Below are 18,326 nucleotides of genomic sequence, written 5' to 3' on the forward strand. Positions count from 1 at the left end.
ATTGCATTTCTTTTAGAATATTTGCCCTAAAATGTCAAAATGGACATCACTTCTTGTAGCGCTCCATGCCATCCTGGTAAAGGTCTCCGTCATGTGTATCGTTGATGACAAAAAGCGGCATGTCCTTTACCTCGAGCCTTATGACCGCTTCAGGTCCGAGATCTTCATAAGCGATCACGTCCGCCGCGACGACGGTGCGCGCGAGCAGTGCACCGGCCCCCCCTGTCGCTCCCAAATAGACCGCCTTGTGCTCCTTGAGGGCCCCTCTGACACCTTCAGAGCGCTTGCCCTTCCCTATCATACCCTTCAAGCCCAGGGAGATCAATCTTGGCGCATACACATCCATGCGGGAACTCGTGGTGGGTCCGCAGGAGCCGATAACCTTGCCCGGCGGCGCCGGCGCCGGACCACAATAATAGATTACCTGGCCCCTGATATCGAAAGGCAGCTCTCCACCCGCCTCGAGGGTCTCGGCGAATCTCTTGTGTGCCGCGTCCCGGGCGGTATAGACAAAACCGCTGAGAAGCACCTTTTCACCTGCTTTCAAAGAACCTGTAACATCATCCGCAAGAGGTGTCGTTATTCTTTTGATGCCCGATGTCATAACAGAGCCTCCCTGATGCGGTGGGCGTGGCACTGAATATTGACCGCCACCGGCAGCGAGGCGAGATGGCAGGGAGCCATCTTTATGTGGACATCGAGCGCCGTAACTGTACCCCCATACCCTTGAGGGCCTATACCGGTTTCGTTGATCTCATTCAGCATTTCTCTCTCCATCGCGGCCAGTTCCTCGTCATCATGTCGTGCACCGACGGGAACCATGAGGGCCTCCTTGGACAATAACGCCGATGTCTCGAAATTGCCGCCAATGCCCACTCCCACGGTAATGGGAGGACACGGATTCGGACCTCCCTTGCGCACCATCTCAAGGACGAAGGCCTTGACCCCCTCCTTGCCCTCCGCGGGCATGAGCATCCGCACTTCCCCGTAGTTCTCGCTCCCGCCGCCTTTCGGCAGAACGGTGATCCTCATCCTGTCTCCGGGCACGATCTTCGTGTGAATGATGGGAGGTGTATTGTCTCCGGTGTTCTTCCTGCTGAAGGGATGGCAACAGGATTTTCTGAGGTAGCCGTTGCGGTATGCGCGGCGTACGCCCTCGGAAACGGCTTCCGTAAGATCGCCCCCCAGGATGTGCGCGTCCTGACCCATCTCGAGAAAGGTCACCGCGAGACCCGTATCCTGACATATTGGCATATGCTCTTCCCGGGCCGTGTCGGCGTTCTTGAGAAGCTCCCTGAGCACCTCCTTGCCCACCGGCGAGTTCTCCTTCTCTATGGCGTCACGGATGGCACCGTACATGTTATCGGAAAGCTCGATATTGGCGTCGATGAACAAACGTTCGACAACGGAAACGATCTCGTCCACATGGATCTCTCGCATAGGGGCTCCTTAACCGACGTAGGGCGCTATGATGCCCTTCTCCATGAGAAGACCCACTTCGTCCTGAGCCCTGCGGATCTTGGTGACCGCCATGTTGTAGAGTTCCTTCTCGTCGATCGTCAGGCGCGCGACGCCTTGTTTCATGGCCATTTTTGCGACCGCCACGGCCTCCCTGGGAAAGACCTCCCATTCATTCATCGTCGGGAGAAGGTGGTCTTCGGCGAGCCCCCTATCCTCGGCACACCGGGCAAGTTCATAGGCCGCCGCGATGCACATCTCGTCTGTGATGGTCCGGGCCATGACATCGAGGGTGCCCCGGAATATGGCCGGGAACCCCACGGAATTATTCACCTGGTTGGGAAAATCACTCCTGCCCGTAGCGACGATGCGGGCCCCGGCCTCTTTGGCATCCCAGGGCCACATCTCAGGTATGGGGTTGGCGCAAACGAAAACGATCGCGTTATCGGCCATCGACGCCACCCAATCTTTCTGAATCACATCCGGTCCCGACTTCGAAAGAGCTATAAGAACGTCCTGCCCCTTCAATGCCGCCGCAGTGTCGCCTTCACGGTTCTCCCCGTTGGTCATCCCGGCGAGCTCCAGTTTTTCCTTGTAATTTGGCTTGATGTCATCGCGTTTCCGGTTGAGTATTCCCTTACTGTCCACGACGATCACCTTCTTTGGATCGGCCCCGGCCTTGATAAGCATCCGAACTATGCAGACATTGGCGGATCCTATGCCTATCATGGTGATCCTGGCATCCTCGATCCTCTTTCCCACAATCTTGAGGGCGTTCACAAGACCGGCAAGGGTAACGGCCGCCGTACCTTGCTGGTCATCATGCCAGACCGGGATGGGCGATTCGGCCCTCAGTTTTTCCAGGATGTAGAAACACTTGGGGTTCTCGATGTCCTCGAGGTTGATGCCCCCGAAAACGGGGGCGATGAGTTTTACGGTCCGCACTATCTCGTCAGGATCCTTCGTGTCGAGACAAATAGGAAATGCATCGACACCCCCCAGGTACTTAAAGAGAAGCGCCTTGCCTTCCATAACGGGTAGTCCGGCCATGGGCCCGATATCGCCGAGACCCAGTACCCGTGTTCCGTCGGTGACTATACCAACGGTGTTCCCCTTATTGGTATATTCGAACACCTTGTCGGGATCCCTCTGTATCTCTTTACAGGGTTCCGCCACGCCCGGTGTGTACCATATGGCAAAATCATCGATGTCCCTGATGACGCACTTGGGAACCATCTCAATCTTTCCCTTGTAGAAAGGATGCATCTTCATCGCATCCAGCGCCGGCTTCCTGGCCTTTTCAAGAAGCTCTTCCTTGGTGACCTTGTCGTCGCTCATGAGACGGCTCCTCCTCCCTAAATTCATAGTTGTGTCGACATTGTAGTATAGATTTGCCGGAAAATGGAATTGAAAAATAGAGAAAGGTCGGGTAACGGACAATAGGTCATGGAAAATGATTCTTTGGTTCTTCCCATTGCCCATCACCTGGAGCCCATTACCCGGACCGCAGGTCCATTCAGTCATTGACAAACCGAGATGAAATCGTTTATTTTATTATCAAAGTGGGCCCATAGCTCAGCTGGAAGAGCCACCGGCTCATAACCGGTAGGTCCTTGGTTCGAACCCAAGTGGGCCCATAAAATGAATAAATGGTGAAAAAATTTCTTATAGAACGGAATTATCAACTCACTTGGAAGGGGTGTACCATCAGGTACACCCCTTCTTCTTTTTTGGAGGCAATACAGTGGAGCAGGAACTAGAAACCCTTTTTGAGGCACAGAAAATAGAATCGATGATAATGGAGGGAGAGCAGAAGCTTCTTCTGGCACCCAGAAAACTCAGGCAAATGGAAAACGAATTGTCCGGGATCCGCGACAAGATCGACAAGGAAAAGGAGATCATCGAGGAACTGGAAAAGGAACGACACAAGAAAGAGAAAGAACTGGAAGGGGAGAAAGAAAAGATAAAGAAACTGGAAGTGAAGCTCTATGACGTGAAGACAAACAAAGAATACCAGGCGCTCCTTAAAGAGATCGAATCCGCGAAGGAAGCGAACGACAGGACCGAAGAAGATGTTCTCGTCCTCATGGACAAGGTGGAAGATCTCAAGAGGGACTACGAGGCTTCCACGATACAACTCGCAAATCTGGAAAAGGAATCGGAGATAGAAAAGGCGGAGATAGAAAAGGAAACACAGTCAATGGACGAGGTGATAGCAAAGCTCACCACGGAAAGGGACAACCTTCTCTCCATCGTGAGCGAAAACCTGCGAACGATTTATGGAATTCTGCGCGAAGGACGGGGAGGCATCGCGGTCACCAACGTACGCAACGGAGTATGTCTCGGCTGCAATATGAACATCCCCCCTCAGCTTTTTATTGAGGTCACAAAGAACAAGCGGCTCATTCAATGTCCAAGCTGCAACCGGATCCTCTTCTTCAGAGATAATGACTGATGCACTGGCATGTTCATGTTGACGGGGCTTCCTCCGGCAATCCCGGAAAGTCCGGCGCCGGGATAATTGCCAGGGACGATAAGGGAAACGTCATATTCACCAAGGGGATCTTTCTCGGCGAAATGACGAACAACATGGCCGAGTACGAGGCACTTCTTCATGCCCTGACAAGCGCCGTGGAGCGGTCCGTGAAAGATATAACCGTGTACACCGATTCGCAGCTTGTGGCGAACCAGGTTACGGGGGTCTACAAGGTCAAGAATATGACGCTCTTCACATATGTGCGGCGGGTCAAAGAAATCGTGGGCAATTTCGAACATTTTACGATACAATATATACCCCGGGAACAAAACCGGGATGCGGATAAACTCGCGAAGGATGCCATATTAAAAGGGTAGACGGGTGATCGCTCCGCGTTAAGCGGGGAGGAAAGTCCGGGCATCGAAGGGCAGGATGGTTCCTAACGGGAACCGGGGGCAACCCCAGGGAAAGTGCAACAGAAAATATACCGCCTCTGCAAGGGGGTAAGGGTGAAATGGCGGGGTAAGAGCCCACCAGTCCCGCGGCGACGCGGGAGCTTTGTAAACCCCATCCGATGCAAGGCCAAAGAGGGTGCCGCCTTAAAGGTGGCATGGATGGCCCGTCCAGTACCCGGGTAGGCCGCTTGAGGTCCGGGGCAACCCGGATCCTTAGAGAAATGATCACCATTTCCGCCCGCAGCGGAAAAACAGAACCCGGCTTACAGTCTACCCTTTTAATGATACAAAAAGACAATGACCAATTTACCAGTGATCAAACCTGAAAGACTTCTTTTCTCTTTTCCTGGTCATTGAGATCTGGTCATTGGTTATTATCTTTGTTGTTTGGTCACCGGTTATTCTCAGTTCGGTTGGCTATTGTCCCTTCCTGTGGTCATGGGTCATTTGTCCTTTCGTTTTAACGTTATTTAGGATAGTCTGTTGCGATGAAAAGCAGCCGGGCCGCACTCATTTTGATCCTTGTAGCCAGTGCACTACTTTTTCTTACCAACATCGGGAGCCGGGATTTCTGGGCTCCCGATGAGGGAGACTTTGCGCAGATCGTCAGAGAGCTCGACAGGGACCTCGTCGTGCCTCACCTCAACAATGAAGCCTACGGCGAAAAACCGCCGCTTTTCTATTACGCCGTCTTCGCTTCATCGAAGACGTTCCGATGGCTCCCAAAAGAGACCTCCATGCGCCTCGCTTCCAGTTTCGCCGCCATCATCACTATCATCGCTATTTTCCTGGTTGTCCGTTCGGGTTTTGGCCTGACTCGTGCCCTGTACAGCGTCGCCATACTGGGATTGACGCCTCTTTTTTACTGGCAGGCCCGCTATCTGCAGGTTGACATGGTATTTTCGGCGGCCCTCGTTGTTGCGCTGCTCTTGTTCTTTCACTTCATGGAAACGGGGAAAAAGGTTTGGTACTACCTTTTCTTCATCTGTCTCGCACTCGCTTTCATGACGAAGGGGCCTCTCGCCGTGGCGCTCGCCGCTCCCGTAGTTATTCTCTATTGCGCTTCCCGGAAGGAACTGGGGATACTCCTTTGCCGACACACGTGGCTTGGCATCCTCCTCTTCGTTGCCATCGTCTTTCCCTGGTACCTCGCAGTATACGTCAGGGAGGGATTCCCCTACCTCTACGAGAACATCCTGCGCCAGAACTTCCTGAGGTTCTTCGATGCCTGGAGCCACAGAAGGCCGTTCTATTACTACTTCACGACGCTTCCCCTGGATTTCTTCCCCTGGAGCCTTTTTTTACCCCTCGGCCTCTATGCAGCCGTGAAGGGATGGAAAAGCAACCGGGGCACACGCTTCTTCGCGGTGTGGTTCGTCTGGTTCTTTTTCTTTCTCTCTCTATCGTCGGGAAAGATCAGCAAGTACATGCTTCCGGCATTGCCGGCCCTTGCGGTCATCGTATCGGGGACGATCGCCGATGGGAAAAGGGTGTACAACAGAATAGCCTTCTCCTTGACGGCAGCCATCTTCTGCGCCCTGGGCATAGCGCTTCTTGTGTACAGAACACCTCTTTATGGCGAATTCCTGCCTGAAAGGATCATACTCGGTTCGCTGGCCATCGGCATCGGTATCCTCATCTTTCTCTCGATCAGGTTCCACAGCGCGCGAGCCGCCTTCGCCTCGATTGCCGTCTTCATGGCCCTGGCCTACATGACGGGGAACATTTCCATATTCGAAAAGTGGAACCGGTACAAGTCACCGAAACCCATGGCCGAAAAGATACGGGCCCTCGCGGGTGACGATGTCCCCTGGGTCTACTATGGCAGTATGCGCGGAGTTTATGTATACTACGTCGGGAGATTTGCCGTCCACGTGGAGGAGCATGACATTGCCGGGCTCAGGGAATTCGCATCGGGCCAGAAGAAATTCTACCTCCTTACCCGAAAGCGCGATGCGGCAGAAGTGATGGAGGCCATCCCCGGCGCCGCGATACGAACGGAAGACCGCATCGGGGACACGGCAATGGTTCTCTTCAGCTTTAAGCGCGAACATGACGGATAAGGACCAATGAGACGACCAGGAAAGACCTTTGTCAAATACACGATCATCCTTCTTGTCCTGTCCTATGCCTTCATCTTCTATGGTCTCGGCGATTATTCCCTGAAGGAGCCCGACGAAGGAAGATACGCCGAAATACCGCAAGAGATGGTGCAAAGCGGGGATTTCACCGTTCCCCGCCTCAATGATGTCCGGTACTTTGAAAAGCCCCCCCTTCTTTACTGGGCTGTTGGATTGTCGTACAAGGCTTTCGGGATAAGCGAGTGGTCCTTCAGGTTTCCCAATGCCCTTGCGGCCCTTCTCTGTGTTTTGTGCCTCTTCTTCTTTGCCCGCAGATGGGTCGACGAGGGGGCGGCGGCCTTCGCCTCCCTCATCCTTCTGTCGTCGTTCGGTCTGATCGGAATGGCGCGGATAGTCACCACGGACATGGTCCTCACCTTCTGGCTCTTTCTGGCCCTTCTGTGCTTTTACGGGCACTACCGGCAGAAAAAGGACGCCTTCCTTTATGGATTCTATGCGGCCATGGCCCTGGCTACGCTCACGAAAGGCCCCGTTGCGCCTGTTCTCCTTTGCGGGACCATCTTCATCTTCCTCCTGACGGAAAGGAACATCTCCTTCATACGGCAGATGAAACCCCTTCGGGGCTCCCTTCTGTACCTCGCCATCGCGGCCCCCTGGTTCATCATCATCTCCATCAGGGAAAGGGAGTTCTTCGACTTCTTCTTCGTGGATCAGCATTTCCTGCGCTTCATATCGTCAAAGCACAAACGGGGCGGGCCAATCTTCTATTTCATACCCATTCTCTTCGGTGGGATGTTTCCCTGGTCGTTCTTCATTCCCCGCGCCGCCCTTTTCGCCTGGAAAAGACAGGATTGCAGATTCTTCCTCATATGGTCAGCTCTTGTCTTCGTGTTCTTCAGCGTCTCCGGCTCGAAGCTTCCACCTTATATTCTCCCTGTGTTTCCAGCCCTCGCCCTGCCCCTTGGGATCCTTTTTTATGAGAACAGGGAGTCCTTGTTCCACCGGGGCTGGGAGGTCATCATCTACTGTCTCTTCATGGCAATACTGGCCTTCTCCTGCCTTTTGTATTTCAGTCCCGACTTCATGGCCTACATTGCGGACATCTCGATGGATGCCCCGTCCATCACACACGACCTGCGGTCTTTCTCCCTCTGGATATCCCTCACTGCGGCGGTATGCCTTGTCCTTTTCTTTTTCAAGAATTTCAGGGTGCCGAAAAACCTTTTCGCCATTCTTTTCCTTTTTTCTCTTTCCACTATTCTGGCTATAATGGCCCATTCAGGGGTGGTAGACAGGGTCAACACTGCCAAGAAACTGGCCCTGGCGGCGTTGGAGGAGAAGGTCCGGCCGGACTTCATAATCAATTACTCCGCACTGGACCTGACCGTTCCCTTCTACCTCGGAAGGCCCATCAGGATCGCATCATACGCGGGCGAGCTTGCCATGGGCGCGAAATATGACGATGCCAGGGAAGTGTTCATGGATGAAGAGGAGTTCTTTCGCCTTGTCGGCTCCGGGAAAAAGGTCCTCTTTATCACAAAGTTCAAGAGGATAGAAGACCTGGAGGAGCGTTTTCCCGGACGCCTGAGGACACGCGTCTGTCAGAACGACCGCTGTCTCATTGCCAACTATTGACGGGTGAGGTCGCACAGCCCCATAATGTTTCCCGATTATCCCATGAGCAAAGACACAACCCCCGCGGTGCTCAGGCTATTTCAGGCCATCCTCGTTCTGCTCGTGCTCCTGTGCCCTTGCTCTCCTCCGGCTGCCCGCGCAGATGCCACGCAGAGTCTTGAGGACGATCTCGAGACGATCCTCGACGACCCCGCACTCAGTTCCGCCCACATGGGGATCGTCATCGACTCTCTGACCACAGGGGAAAGGATCTTCAAATACAATGCCGGCAAGCTATTTGTGCCCGCATCCAATATGAAGCTTTTCACCACGGCGGCAGCCCTCCTCGCCCTATCACCCGATTTCCGGTACGAGACAAGGCTCGCAACGAATGGTTCGGTAGCTTCGGGTGTGCTTCACGGCGATCTCATCATAGAGGGGTCGGGCGATCCCACGATATCGGGATACTTCTATGGCGGCGATGTGCTCCACGTATTCCGGGTGTGGTCGAAAAGGTTGAGGGAAATGGGCATTAGGGAGATCCGCGGCGATCTTGTCATCGACAACTCGGGCTTCTCGGGACCGCCCCGCGAGACCGGCTGGGACTCAGATGCGACAAGCTGCTTCTGTGCCCCCAGGGACGCCTTTACATACAACAACAACTGCATACAGCTTGATATAACCCCGGCCGTCAAACCGGGGAAAGAGGCGCGCCTGGTCATGGAACCGGTCACGGACTATGTCCGCCTCGTCAATCGTCTCGAGGGCAGGAAGGACACGGGCCGTGACACCATCAACCTTGAGTACACGACGCCGAGGACCCTGTCGATAGCCGGCTCCATCGGTCCGGGCAGCCAGATGATGACCCATTACGTAGCTGTGAACCATCCGGCCCACTTCGGAGGCTTTGTCTTCAAGGAAACCCTTGCGGCCGCCGGGATCGGCATGAAAGGACAGATCCTCTGCGCCCGCAATTGTCCTAAAACCGTGGACATATCGGCAAGAAAAATGAAGGGCGTCTGGAAAACAGTTGCCATCCACCATTCTCCCCGGCTTTCCGAGATCATCAAGGTGGTCAACAAACTCAGCAACAACCTCTATGCGGAGTTGCTTCTCCTTGCGGTGGGCAGGACGACGGGTGCCACGCGGACCGAAGGGTCCGCCGCGGCGGCCCTTGTCATCCTAAGCAATGCCGGCATCGATACAACCGGGGTTGTCATGGCCGACGGGTCCGGCCTCTCCCGGCATAACCTCGTTACGCCCGACAGTGTCGCTCAGGTACTGAGAATCATGGCACAGGGTCCCCACGCTTCATATTTCTTCGAATCCCTTCCCATCATGAGCGTGGACGGCACCCTCGGCAACAGGCTCAAAGGTTCTCGTGCCGCAGACAGGATACGTGCAAAAACAGGGACGATGACACACATAAGAAGCCTGTCGGGATACGTGACGACGAGGAATGGCGAAAGGCTTGTCTTTTCCATCTTCTCGAACAATCATACCGCAATGTCCGCTGTGGACACGATGACGGACAGAGTCGTCCTCAAGCTCCTCGATCATCATTCACCAGAACAATAAGCGGCCGCTACCTGATTATTCTCCTGCGCATCAATTTGAAAGGAAGAGGGGAGAGGATAATGACGACGACGATTATCCACACTGCGCCCTCCACCGCATTGCCGGGAGATCCGGCGGCAAGGGCCCTGCAAATATTGGTCAGGTGGTAAAGGGGTGTGAACCAGGCCACCTTACCCACAATGGCGGGAAGGTTTTCGAGGGGAAAGAAGATCCCCGAAAGGAGGAACATGGGAGACAGAAAAAGTGTGTAAAAGTAATTCAAGGAATCGACACCCGGAACCAGGGCCACGCATACGAGGGAGATCTCTGCGAAGATGAGGCCGCTCATGAACAGAACGGGGACGACAAGAACGATGAGGAAGGAATCGACGAGATGAAAAACGCTTATCGTGGCGATAATGATGATGCCGTAGAGGACGCTTTTCGTAGCCCCCCATATGAGCTCGCCCGCTATGAGGTCGTCTATGTTGACAGGCGTCGCAAGGATGGCGTCAAATGTCTTCTGATAGAATATCCTGACATAGGTGGCGTAGGTGCATTCGTAGACCGTTGCGAACATCGATGAGGAGGCTATGATGCCCGGCGCTATAAAATTGATGTAAGGCCTCCCCTGAACCTCGGTGATATATCCCCCGAGACCGAAACCGAAGGCGACGAGGTAGAGGAGGGGTTCGACAAAGTTAAGGGCGATGCTGGACATGTAAAGCTTCCTGTAGACCGTGAAATGCCTCTGCCACACCCGAAGGGCCCGCTTAATTTTCAAGCTTCCTCCCCGCAAGCTTCAGATAGACCGCTTCCAGATTTCCTCCATGTTCTTCCATGAGGTCTTTGGGCGAAGCGATAACGATGATCTTCCCCCTGTCCATGATGGCGACGCGGTCGCAAAGCCTCTCGGCCTCCTCCATGTAGTGCGTCGTCAAGAGGAGGGTCTTGCCCTGCCGCTTCAGACCTTCCAGCCTCCTCCAGACCATCTGCCTGCTGTGGGGGTCAAGGCCCGTCGTCGGCTCATCGAGTATGATGACGTCGGGATCGTTCACGATGGACCTGACGAGAAGGAGGCTCCTTTTCATACCCCCCGACAGGCTCCTGATACTGGCCTTCATCTTCTCCATGAGACCCACGGAGGCAAGAAGCTCCTTCGCCAGGGGCACGGTCTTCCTTTTCGGCATGTCGAAGTACCTGCCGTAAACGACAAGATTCTGGATGACGGAAAGGTCGGGGTCGAGACTGTCGTCCTGGGGCATCACCCCCATGCGCGACTTGATAAGACTCGGATCCTTCGTGACGTCATACCCGAGGATCCTGACCTGACCTCCCGTCGGCGGAAGGAAGCAGTGGAGGATGCGCATGATCGTCGTCTTGCCGGCCCCGTTGGGCCCCAGAAAGCCGAAACACTCCCCCGAATGGATGGAAAAGCTGACGCTGTCGACAGCCCTGAACCCATCATAATCCTTCGTCAGATTCCTGGCGGTAATGATCTCCATGAATGATGTAATGATAGCAGAAAACAATGCGGGAAAGAAATAGGAGACAACTCGTCATACGAAGCGCCTAATGGGATTACGCGCCTGCAACAAACCCACAGATCCCATGAGATGTCTGAAAAGACCAAATGCTCGCTATCTTACTTCGGGGCTGCCGTTCTTCTCTCCGCGATCTCCGTTACAGGCAGGGTCGCGATGTCGGCAAAACGCTGGCGCCACGTGTCGTTTCCGTTGAGAAGGTCGTCGATGCGGGAAAAGACGTTTTCCACAAAGACTTCCCTCTCTTCCGACGTTTTCCTGATGCCATAGCGGATCGCTCTCTTATCGTCGTCACCCAGGTGGTTAATTACATTCTTCGTGGTCAGGACCGTGCCGAACCGGGCAAGGTTAGATAATCTCGATGCATAGTTGATCGTGTCACCCAGGGCGGTAAATTCAATATTCGTCGAGGACGGTGTCGTGGTGCTGAAGTATTCCTGCCCCTCGTTTATGCCTATGTTGAGGTAAAGGTCGTTGAGCCATCTCTTCCGAACCTTCCACTCGTTGGAAAAATCCGCCATCCTCCCCCGTATCGCCAGCGCGCAGTTGATCGAGTTCATGAGATAATCGGGGTCCTGCTTCTTCAGGAAATAGTAGACCACGCCATCGCCTATCCTCTTGCCATATATCCCGTTGAAACGCCTGAAGGATTCTTCCAGTATCCTCCACATGCTGTTTATAAGCTCGAAGTATTCCTCGGGAGGCAGCTCTGCGCATATGCGAACAGAGTTCTGCAGATCGGCGACAAGCACACTGAAGGAAACGAGGGTGGGCAAACGCTGCTGCAGCAGATCGCGTACGACAGTCTCGCGGTTGGACAGGAATTCGGTAATGCTTTTTTGAGCCCTGTCCGCCCGGACATAGAGAAAGAACATTCCCTCGCGAAAAAACGTTGTGTATACAAAATACTCTTCCCGGGATCCGGCGTGTCCTTCAATGTCGACGCGATGGCCGTAAATCTTCTCCGAGGGCATCTTTTCAGCACGGTCATAGGCCCCCTCCAGATACTCTGTTTCCCTGCCGGACATACCCGTATAAAGCTGACCGAGCTGCCCCCTGTCCATTTTTACCTTGTAGAACGCCATGTGGTAACTGAGGAAGTCCTCCCAGTTCCTGACAAAATGACTGAACTCCCAGCTCAGGAAAAGCCGGAAAACATTTCTGAACTCGACATCCCTTATCGACCTGATCGGCTTGCCGAATATGCTCTGTTCCGCGGCCTCGTTGATCCACTCGATCTCGAACTGATAGTTCAGGAGATACGCCGGTGTGGTGATCTCATCGAGGGTGAGCCGCAGCCCCCCATCCGATATCTCGACGGGTGCAGCCTGCGCGATGGAGCTGCGACGCTCAGGCCCGCCGTAAACGGGCTCTCCGGAGGGCACCCCCACCTCCCTGGCGATAACTTCCATGGGTTTGCCTTGTCCCTTTAGCTTTTTTATCTCGCTGATAGTGTCTAAGGCAGTTTCCGGGAAATAGCCGATCTTCTTCGTCCCTCTCTGGCTTTCCACCGGGCTCTTCACAACCGGCCTCGGGATAATGCCGAGCTTGATATAGTTGTTGAGGGTTGCCCTCGATATCGCCGACTTATGTAAAAGCTCCTTACTGTCTATCCATTTGCGACTGTTCGATTCGCCCATCCCTTTTCACCCCGTTTACAGCGTAGTTTCACCAATATTTTACATATTTATACAGTATAAGTCGCTTGTCAAGAGAATAATTGGACAGTATAACTGGAAGCAGTCTGCCTTTCTCGTTTAAGGGGGCAAGAAACGGGGCTTGTTGCGGGGCTTGCCGGTCTCAGGGTTCGATCACGACAAGATCACAAGCCAGTGAAAGGAAGCTCCTTTTTCTGGAGACTGAGACATGAAACCTGAAACTGTCTCTCATCCGTACCGGTACTGTACGCCGCATTCGCCCTTGGGATAATTCCATTGGATGGCGCCTTCCCTGCAGGCTATCATGCAGGTGCCGCATTCCAGGCAGCCGGCGTATTCGACAACTATCTCATCGTCCTCTTCGTTGAATGTATAGAGATGGCCCGGACAGATCGTCAGGCAGTATCTGGCCGTGCATTTCGACCTGCAGATATCATGGTTTATAAGAATATGGCTTTCCCTGTCCGTCTTGAAGGCATCAAGGGCCAGCTTTTCATCTATCTTCATGTCGCTTCACCTCAGATGTTCTTTATGCGGTAGAGTTCGAGCAGCCGCCTTATGCTCAACGCACCCGATGACCTCAATCCGTTCCACAGCGCCTTTCCCAAAGGTCCCTTGGGGTTTTCGTCAAACCACATGATCCTCTCGAGAAGACCGGGGAAGGTTTCGGGGTAGTAAGAGAAAAACGATTCATTTTCAAGATAGCCCGGCATGTCCCTGCATGCCTCAAGATCTTTCATGACAAAGCCCTCCCTGAGCCGTTTTTCGTAGCCTGAGAGACCTTTTTCCGAAAAGTCGCCGTATGCGTTCGCCTCGACGATGGCCTCGGCGGCTGCTATGCCGGAGGCGATGGCAAATTCCATCCCTCGCACCGTCACACCCATATTCAAGGCAAGACCCGCGGCATCACCGGCAAGGAGAATGCCGTTGCCGCAGAGTTTTCCAATGGCCTTATAGCCTCCCTCGGGAATGACGTGTGCGGAATACTCGACGATCCTCGCCCCCTCGAGGATCCTGCGCATCTCGTAGCGTTCTTTGAACATTTCGAGGAGGGTCGGGGCATCTATCGCGGGGGCCCTTTCCATCATCGCGTTGATGCCCGCCACGACCCCCAGGGAAAGGGTATCCCTGTTCGTATAGAGGAAACCGCCTCCGAAAATGCCCTTTGTCACGTCACCGAGAAAAAGATGGGCCACGCCTTCGCCGGCGGCGACGTTAAAGCGGTCATTTATCTTCTCTTCGGGCAGTTCGAGGACTTCCTTCATGGCGACGGCAAAACCCTTCGGCGTCATGGGGGGCCTTAATCCGGCCTTGCCGGCCATAAAAGAGAGAACGCCGTCCGCCGCCACGACGACACGGGCAGGGATCTCTTCCGCCCCCGATCTTATCCCGGCCGCGGCCCCGTTCTCCCACAAAAGGTCATCGACACGATACCTTGGAATGACAAAAACGCCTTTGGCCACAAGCCGCTCGGAGAGCCACCTGTCGAGACGGGCCCTGAGAACCGTATAGCTGTGGTCATCTTCCCTGAACCTGTCGGCTGTATGATCGAGGCTGATGGAGTTTCCGCCCCCCAGGAGACTCCAGCGTTCGCGGACAACCTTGCGCTCGAAGGGAGCACCGTCGAGCATATCCGACGCCATGGACCTTATCGGCTTCAGGTAAAGCCTGCCCCCCGTCACGTTCTTGCTGCCCGGAGAGTCACCACGCTCCACCACAACGACCTGCAGGCCGTGGCCGGCGAGGACGAATGCGCAGGATAGACCGGCGAGACCGGCGCCAACGATCACGACATCGATCTTGTCCATCGTCCCTACATCTCTTCCCGCGTCTTCTTCAGTTGGTCCCTCAAGGGGGGAAGGATTGCAAAAAGATCATCAACGATGCCGTAATCGGCATACTGAAATATGGGAGCGTTCGGGTCTTTGTTGATGGCAACAATAACCTTGGATGTGTCCATCCCCATGATGTGGTGAAGGGCGCCGGAAAGACCACAGCCGATGTACAGCTTTGGAGACACCGTTTTACCGCTCTTTCCGATCTGGTCATCGTATTCTCTCCATTTGCTGTCAATCACCGTTCTTGACGCACCCGTACGGCCGCCCATGAGGTCAGCTATTTCATCGAGCACTGCAAAATGCTCGGCAGACTTCATGCCCCTGCCTCCGCAGATGATGAAATCCGCCTCTTGAAGATCGACCTTCACGGAGCCGGTCTTTCCAGACGACAGGGTTTTCATAGCCGGGTTCCTGGTCCCGGCCGCCCCTTCCTCAATGATATCGCCCCTCTGGCCTGCATCAGCAACGGCAAAAGAATTGGGCCTGAAGGTGACAATGACCGTCGAATCCGAACTGGGCGCAAGCCATGAGATCACCTTGCCGCCAAAAAGAGGTTTCTTTATCTTTACCCCTTCTCCTCCGAGATCAACGCCGACTGCATCGGATACCATGGCCGCCTGAAGGCGCGCGGCCATTCTTGGAAACAGGTCCTTGCCCGTTACTGATGACGTGCCCAGAACGATCATGGGTTCGTACTTCCTCAATATCTCCTCAAGGGCCGACCCGTAGATGTCCCAACCGTAGTCCGCAAATGAACCGTTGTCCACAAGAATGGTCTTATCAGCATAGCGGCTTACGACATCGGCCGCCTCCTTCAACCCGGACCCCAGCATCACCGCAAGAAGCGTGGAAGAGAATTTTGAGGCCATGTCCCTGCCGACGGACAACAATTCGAGCGATGCCTTTCTCGGCATAGAGTCCCTGCATTCTATAAAGACCAAAACGTCCCTGGTCATGCGCAATCCTCCTCTTTACAGTACCTTAGCTTCATCTTTCAACGCCTTTACGAGGTTCTGCGCCTTCTCTTCGGGAGACGCACCGTCTATGATGCGAACCGCAGGGCGGCTCGCAGGCAGCTCGTAGGAAAGCACCGTGATCTTCGACGCCTCGCTGTCTATAGGGCCAAATGGTGTCTCGATGGCCGCGGGATCGACAATGGCTATCTCGGTCTTCATCGCTTTCATCACTCCCGTGATGAGAGGCACCCTGGGCTCATTAAGACCCTTCTGAGCGGTGAAAAGGGCCGGCAGCGAAACCTCCGACACCCTCCTGCCGCCTTCTATCTCGCTTACAACCTCGGCCGTGCCCGCATCCGTGACGCTGAGCCTCACCACATGGCTTACGTGAGGCAGCGCCAGGAATTCGGCCACCATGGGGCCTACATTGGCGCTTTCATCATCCATGGCCTGACGCCCGCAGAGTATGATATCAAATCCCTCTTTCCTTGCGAATCCGGCAAGAATGCGGGAAACGATAAGGGGATCGTCGGTCTCCCGGTTCGTGCTGTCGATGAGGAAAGCCCTGTCGGCACCCATGGCGATCGTCGTTCTCAAGGCCTCGACGGCCCTGCGTGGCGCGAAGGTGCACACCGCTATTTCCACGTCCTTCAACGACTCTTTGATCCGTATTGCCTCTTCAACGGCAAATTCGTCGAAGAAGTTCACAACATACTTATTCTCTATCTCGAGAGTCTTCTGATCGGAGCTTATGATGATCCGCGCCTCCGTATCAGCCACCTGTTTCATGAACACTAGGACCTTCACTTCTTCAGCCTCCTCTAATGTGTGGATTTGTACCGAAAACCACGAAAAACAACGAACTGCCGGGAGTCAAGCAAGATTCAAGTCATCTATACCAAGCTATAAGAAAACCCCTTGTTTGTTCTCAGTTTATCATCTGGATACGAGAAGATTTTGCATAAATTATTTTACCGGCGCCCCCTTTGTCAAGGAAAAATTGGCAAATGGAGAGACGGCAAATAACCAATAACCAAACGGGAGCAGACGCCGCAACTTTGTCCTGTTTCTCGTTTGGTCAATTGGTTACTGGTAAATTGGTCATTATCTTCTTCGTTGGTCATTATCTCCTGATATCACAGGTCCACAAAAGAGCGCAGGAGCTTCGCCCTCATCGGGTGCCTGAGCTTTTTCAAAGCCTTGGCCTCGATCTGCCTGATCCGTTCACGGGTGACCTCAAATACCTGTCCGACCTCTTCAAGGGTATGATCCTGCCTTTCCCCCAGTCCGAAACGCATCCTCACCACCCTTTCCTCCCTTGGTGAGAGCGTCGAAAGGATGGAGTTGAGGTTTGTCACGAGGTCTTCGTAAATGGCTGAATCCTGCGGTGTAAGCACATTCTTGTCCTCGATGAAATCCGCCAGATGCGTATCCTCGTCATCGTTTATGGGCGTTTCCAGAGAAATGGGCTCCTTTGTTATCCTCAGCACCCTCCTGACCTTTTCCGACGAAAATCCTATCCTGTCGGCTATCTCATCAGGATAGGGCTCCCTGCCGAGTTCCTGCACGAGGCCGCGGGACACCCTGATGATCTTGTTGATGGTCTCTATCATGTGGACGGGAATGCGTATGGTCCTTGCCTGATCGGCGATGGCACGCGTAATGGACTGGCGTATCCACCAGGTGGCATAGGTGCTAAACTTGTAGCCTCGCTTGTATTCGAAACGGTCGACTGCCTTCATGAGGCCGATATTTCCTTCCTGGATAAGGTCCAGGAGCGACAGGCCCCTGTTTATGTATCTCTTCGCGATGCTCACCACAAGACGGAGGTTGGCCTTGACCAGTTCGTTCTTGGCTCCGGCGCACTCGCGTTCCGCCTTCTCGACCCGCTTCAGGTAATGTTTCAGGAGCCTTGAAGAGATACCTATCTCATCTTCGATCCTCATTTTTCTGCTCATGAGGGCCTGGAGATGTCTTTTGCTTCCCCTTTCCTTTGACCTTTTGTACCGGGCAATCTCCACGTCGATCTTATCGATGCGGTCGACGTACCGTTTCATGCGCAGGATGATCTTTTCCGTGATCTTCTTGCTGAGGTTGATCTCCATGATGATCTTCTGCACTTCCTTGCTGCGGCCGTCGTGCCCGCCCCTCGTGTTCTCCTTCGACCTCACGTGCTCTTCCTTGAGGCGTTCGAGAAGGGCAATCACCCTTTCCCGCTGATATTCAAGTTCGGTGTCTCCCTCCTCCTCGTCGTCAGCCTCGACGGTGATGTCCTTCACGGCCGCCTTCGATGTTCTGAGCGCCATAAGGGCGCTGAGAAGTTCCTTAACGGTGCCTGGAAATGACAGAAGGACCTGTTTGATCTCCTCCTTTGCCTCTTCCATGAGACGTGCGATCTCCTTTTCACCTTCCCGCGTCAAGAGCGCCATACTGCCCATCTCCTTGATGTAATGACGGATAGGGTTGATCAGATCGTCGTCACATACTTCTTCAATATCCCCCTCCAGAACCTCATCGGCCCCGGCGCTCTCCACGCCGCTCACTTCCTCCCGGTGTTCGATCTCGAAAAGATCGATATCATCGAGGATGTTGTTGGGCTTTTCGCCGTCAGATATGAATGCGTACAGTTCCCTGTTCTCAAGATTCTCTTCATAAGGATAATATCTCCTTACTTTTTCAGGCATGGCCA

15 protein-coding genes, 1 tRNA gene, 1 other RNA gene and 2 pseudogenes are annotated in these 18,326 nt (G+C 54.0%); 7 read left to right on the plus strand and 12 right to left on the minus strand.

Going from position 1 to position 18,326, the window contains the following annotated elements; translation table 11 throughout:
- Window positions 1-46 precede the first annotated feature (46 nt).
- From PHC90_07380 to PHC90_07390, 3 genes are read right to left on the minus strand one after another with little or no spacing between them, the layout of a single operon-like run.
- On the minus strand, window positions 47-604 hold the full coding sequence (locus PHC90_07380; GenBank protein MDD3846170.1) for a Fe-S-containing hydro-lyase: 558 nt from the start codon (window positions 602-604) through the stop codon (window positions 47-49).
- A complete protein-coding gene (locus tag PHC90_07385) occupies window positions 601-1,440 on the minus strand; it encodes a fumarate hydratase (GenBank protein ID MDD3846171.1) in 840 nt (279 codons plus the stop codon). Before PHC90_07385 ends, PHC90_07380 begins: the two co-directional genes overlap by 4 nt.
- 9 nt (window positions 1,441-1,449) lie before the next feature.
- Entirely contained in the window at window positions 1,450-2,796 is a 1,347-nt protein-coding gene (locus PHC90_07390) for an NADP-dependent malic enzyme (GenBank protein ID MDD3846172.1), read from the minus strand.
- 226 nt (window positions 2,797-3,022) lie between these two features.
- Here PHC90_07390 and PHC90_07395 point away from each other — a divergent pair.
- The 7 genes from PHC90_07395 to dacB all read left to right on the plus strand — a co-directional run bounded on the left by PHC90_07395 (window position 3,023) and on the right by dacB (window position 9,662).
- Window positions 3,023-3,095 (plus strand) — tRNA-Ile (locus PHC90_07395).
- 107 nt (window positions 3,096-3,202) lie between these two features.
- Window positions 3,203-3,913, plus strand: a complete 711-nt coding sequence (locus PHC90_07400) for a C4-type zinc ribbon domain-containing protein (protein ID MDD3846173.1) — start codon at window positions 3,203-3,205, stop codon at window positions 3,911-3,913.
- A complete protein-coding gene (locus PHC90_07405) occupies window positions 3,913-4,311 on the plus strand; it encodes a ribonuclease HI family protein (GenBank protein ID MDD3846174.1) in 399 nt (132 codons plus the stop codon). The genes PHC90_07400 and PHC90_07405 overlap by 1 nt, the downstream gene beginning before the upstream one ends.
- An RNA gene (gene rnpB / locus PHC90_07410) (RNase P RNA component class A) lies at window positions 4,304-4,671 on the plus strand. Before PHC90_07405 ends, rnpB begins: the two co-directional genes overlap by 8 nt.
- A gap of 206 nt (window positions 4,672-4,877) precedes the next feature.
- The gene (locus PHC90_07415) at window positions 4,878-6,452 is read left to right on the plus strand and encodes a glycosyltransferase family 39 protein (GenBank protein ID MDD3846175.1); all 1,575 of its coding nucleotides are present in this window, start codon (window positions 4,878-4,880) and stop codon (window positions 6,450-6,452) included.
- Window positions 6,453-6,458: 6 nt separating this feature from the next.
- Complete coding sequence (locus PHC90_07420; GenBank protein ID MDD3846176.1) at window positions 6,459-8,105, plus strand: glycosyltransferase family 39 protein; 1,647 nt, start codon at window positions 6,459-6,461, stop codon at window positions 8,103-8,105.
- Between the two features lie 42 nt (window positions 8,106-8,147).
- A complete protein-coding gene (gene dacB / locus PHC90_07425; GenBank protein ID MDD3846177.1) occupies window positions 8,148-9,662 on the plus strand; it encodes a D-alanyl-D-alanine carboxypeptidase/D-alanyl-D-alanine-endopeptidase in 1,515 nt (504 codons plus the stop codon).
- A 7-nt stretch (window positions 9,663-9,669) separates the two neighbouring features.
- Here the strand turns inward: dacB and PHC90_07430 are convergent, their stop codons facing one another.
- The 9 genes and pseudogenes from PHC90_07430 to PHC90_07470 form a co-directional block, all read right to left on the minus strand.
- A complete protein-coding gene (locus PHC90_07430) occupies window positions 9,670-10,425 on the minus strand; it encodes an ABC transporter permease (GenBank protein ID MDD3846178.1) in 756 nt (251 codons plus the stop codon).
- Window positions 10,415-11,146: an ABC transporter ATP-binding protein gene (locus PHC90_07435; GenBank protein ID MDD3846179.1), complete on the minus strand. Its 732-nt coding sequence runs from the start codon at window positions 11,144-11,146 to the stop codon at window positions 10,415-10,417. Before PHC90_07435 ends, PHC90_07430 begins: the two co-directional genes overlap by 11 nt.
- Before the next feature lie 140 nt (window positions 11,147-11,286).
- Window positions 11,287-12,825 (minus strand): adenylate/guanylate cyclase domain-containing protein, encoded by a 1,539-nt coding sequence (locus tag PHC90_07440; GenBank protein ID MDD3846180.1) that lies wholly within the window; start codon window positions 12,823-12,825, stop codon window positions 11,287-11,289.
- 246 nt (window positions 12,826-13,071) lie between these two features.
- On the minus strand, window positions 13,072-13,350 hold the full coding sequence (locus tag PHC90_07445) for a 4Fe-4S dicluster domain-containing protein (protein MDD3846181.1): 279 nt from the start codon (window positions 13,348-13,350) through the stop codon (window positions 13,072-13,074).
- Between the two features lie 11 nt (window positions 13,351-13,361).
- Entirely contained in the window at window positions 13,362-14,651 is a 1,290-nt protein-coding gene (locus PHC90_07450; protein MDD3846182.1) for an FAD-dependent oxidoreductase, read from the minus strand.
- 5 nt (window positions 14,652-14,656) lie between these two features.
- On the minus strand, window positions 14,657-15,637 hold the full coding sequence (locus PHC90_07455; protein ID MDD3846183.1) for an electron transfer flavoprotein subunit alpha/FixB family protein: 981 nt from the start codon (window positions 15,635-15,637) through the stop codon (window positions 14,657-14,659).
- Window positions 15,638-15,652: 15 nt separating this feature from the next.
- Window positions 15,653-16,444, minus strand: a complete 792-nt coding sequence (locus PHC90_07460) for an electron transfer flavoprotein subunit beta/FixA family protein (protein ID MDD3846184.1) — start codon at window positions 16,442-16,444, stop codon at window positions 15,653-15,655.
- 329 nt (window positions 16,445-16,773) lie between these two features.
- Window positions 16,774-17,529: pseudogene (gene rpoD / locus PHC90_07465) on the minus strand (RNA polymerase sigma factor RpoD).
- Between the two features lie 489 nt (window positions 17,530-18,018).
- Window positions 18,019-18,321, minus strand: a pseudogene (locus tag PHC90_07470) (sigma-70 factor domain-containing protein).
- Window positions 18,322-18,326: the final 5 nt, after the last annotated feature.

Source organism: Syntrophorhabdaceae bacterium (genome assembly GCA_028698615.1).
Classification (GTDB): Bacteria; Desulfobacterota; Syntrophorhabdia; order Syntrophorhabdales; family Syntrophorhabdaceae; genus Delta-02.